This window comes from Pseudomonas sp. SDO5522_S412, from assembly GCF_054071215.1.
In genome coordinates, this window is record NZ_JBSVWQ010000419.1 from 1 (window position 1) to 2,089 (window position 2,089).

General features: G+C 63.6%; 2 protein-coding genes. Both read right to left on the minus strand.

Annotation, left to right across the window (positions count from 1 at the left end; translation table 11 throughout):
- Window positions 1-59: 59 nt before the first annotated feature.
- Complete coding sequence (gene tadA, locus ACW9I6_RS32195) at window positions 60-551, minus strand: tRNA adenosine(34) deaminase TadA (RefSeq protein ID WP_003210422.1); 492 nt, start codon at window positions 549-551, stop codon at window positions 60-62.
- Entirely contained in the window at window positions 551-1,930 is a 1,380-nt protein-coding gene (locus ACW9I6_RS32200) for a multicopper oxidase family protein (RefSeq protein ID WP_087695164.1), read from the minus strand. The genes tadA and ACW9I6_RS32200 overlap by 1 nt, the downstream gene beginning before the upstream one ends.
- Window positions 1,931-2,089: the final 159 nt, after the last annotated feature.

Sequence of the window (2,089 nt, forward strand, 5' to 3'; positions counted from 1 at the left end):
GATTTTGGGGCCGCTACGCAGCCCAGCGGGAGCAAGCTCCCTCGCCACAGGGTATCGTGTCAGCCTTTGGCTCTTCGCGCCTTGAAGAACTCGCTCAACACCGTCCCGCACTCCTCGGCCAACACCCCGCCCTCATACAGCACCCGATGGTTGAGAAAGCCCTGGGTAAAAAACTGCCCCTGGCTTTGTACGATCCCGGCTTTCGGCTCCAGCGCGCCGTACACCACCCGGGCAATCCGTGAATGCACGATCAGCCCGGCGCACATGCTGCACGGCTCCAGCGTGACGTAGAGCGTGCTGCCCGGCAGCCGGTAATTGCTGACAGCCTGAGCAGCGGCCCGAATCGCGACCATCTCGGCATGCGCACTGGGGTCGTTGCCGCTGATGGGGCAGTTGAAGCCGCGCCCGATCACTTCGCCATCCTGCACCAGCACCGCGCCCACCGGCACTTCGCCCAGCGCGGCCCCCTGGGCAGCCAGGGCCAGCGCTTCACGCATGAAGTCCTGGTCGCGGCTGCGGTCGATAATCGCCGTGGGGCGAAACTGGCGCATCACGCCACCTCGATGGCGGCCATCAGGCCGGTTTCCATGTGGTCGATCACATGGCAGTGGAACATCCAGACACCCGGGTTATCCGCCACCAGCGCCACGCGGGCACGCTCGTTCTTGCCCAGCAGGTAGGTGTCGGTGAAGTACGGAATCACCTTGTGGCGGTTCGAGGCGATGACCTTGAAACTCATGCCGTGCAGGTGGATCGGGTGTTGGTACTGGGTCATGTTCTTCAATTCGAAAATGTAGCTCTTGCCCTTTGCAAGCTTGGCAATCGGGCGGTCGGCGCAGGTCTTGTCGGTGATGTCCCAGGCCTGGCCGTTGATCTGCCACAGGCTCGGTGGCTTATTGTCCACGTTCACCGAGACCGATCCAACCCATTCGAAATTGAAGTTGAGTTTCTCGGCATTGGCCAGGTCCGGCTCGGCAATCGGGTTCGCCGGCAACGCAGGCGGCCATTCGGTCGCCGTGTCGGTGCTGGCCACCGAGCGGAAGGTGCCCAGGCGTACCGGGCCGTTGCGGATCGACAATTCTTCACCGGCGGGCGGCGCCTTGATCGCCAGGCAGATGCGCATGCCAGGGCCGAGCCAGTATTCCTTGCCCAGCGGGCGCGGTTCGATGGGGTTGCCGTCCAGGGCATAGATCTGCGCTTCAACGTCGGGGATGTTGATGCGATAGGTCAGGGTGTTATCGAGGTTGAGCAGGCGCACACGGGTGATCTGCCCGGCCGGCAAATCAATCACCGCCTGGGACACGCCATTGATGGTCGACAGGCGTCCGGCGGTGCCGCCCCGGGCCGCTTCGCGGGGAATGCTGAAGGCGACAAAAGCGCCCTCTTCGTCCACGTGCCAGCTTTTCAGGCTCAGGGTGCGTTCGTGCTTGAAACCGGTGGGTTCGCGCTCCTCGATGATCAGCGGGCCCACCAGGCCACGGCCCAGTTCTTCGCTGCTGTTCACGTGGGGGTGATACCAATAGCTGCCGGCATCGGGCACGCGGAATTTGTAGTCGAAGTATTCGCCCGGCAGTACCGGCAATTGCGAGACATACGGCACGCCGTCCATTTCCAGCGGCAGGCGTATGCCATGCCAGTGGATGGTAGTGGCAACCGGCAGGTGGTTGATAAAGCGTACCCGCAGCCATTCACCCTGGCGCACTCGCAACTCGGTGCCCGGCGCCGAAGGGCCGAAGGCCCAGGCCTGGGTCTTGTGCCCCGGCACCAGCTCCACGTCCAGCGGCGCGGCGATCAGCTCGTAATCGTGCCCCGCCTCGGCCTCGGCCACCTTCCCGAGCCAGTAGCGATAGGCGCCACCGGCACCGACGCCCACCACCGCGAGACCGGCAAGACCACCCAGGATTTGTCGACGGGAAAACGATTGGGACACAACAACCTCACGTATCTGCCGCGGGTCCGAGACCCGCAAAGGGCAGATACCATACACCGGCATCACCTAAACAGTAAGGGTTCGCATTGCCACATGTGGGAGCGGGCTTGTGTGGGAGCGGGCTTGCTCGCGAAAGCGGCGTGTCAGACGATGCATGAG

Excerpts from the sequence above, each read along its gene's own strand:
- tadA (WP_003210422.1), bottom strand. The coding sequence starts at position 551 with ATGCGCCAGTTTCGCCCCACGGCGATTATCGACCGCAGCCGCGACCAG.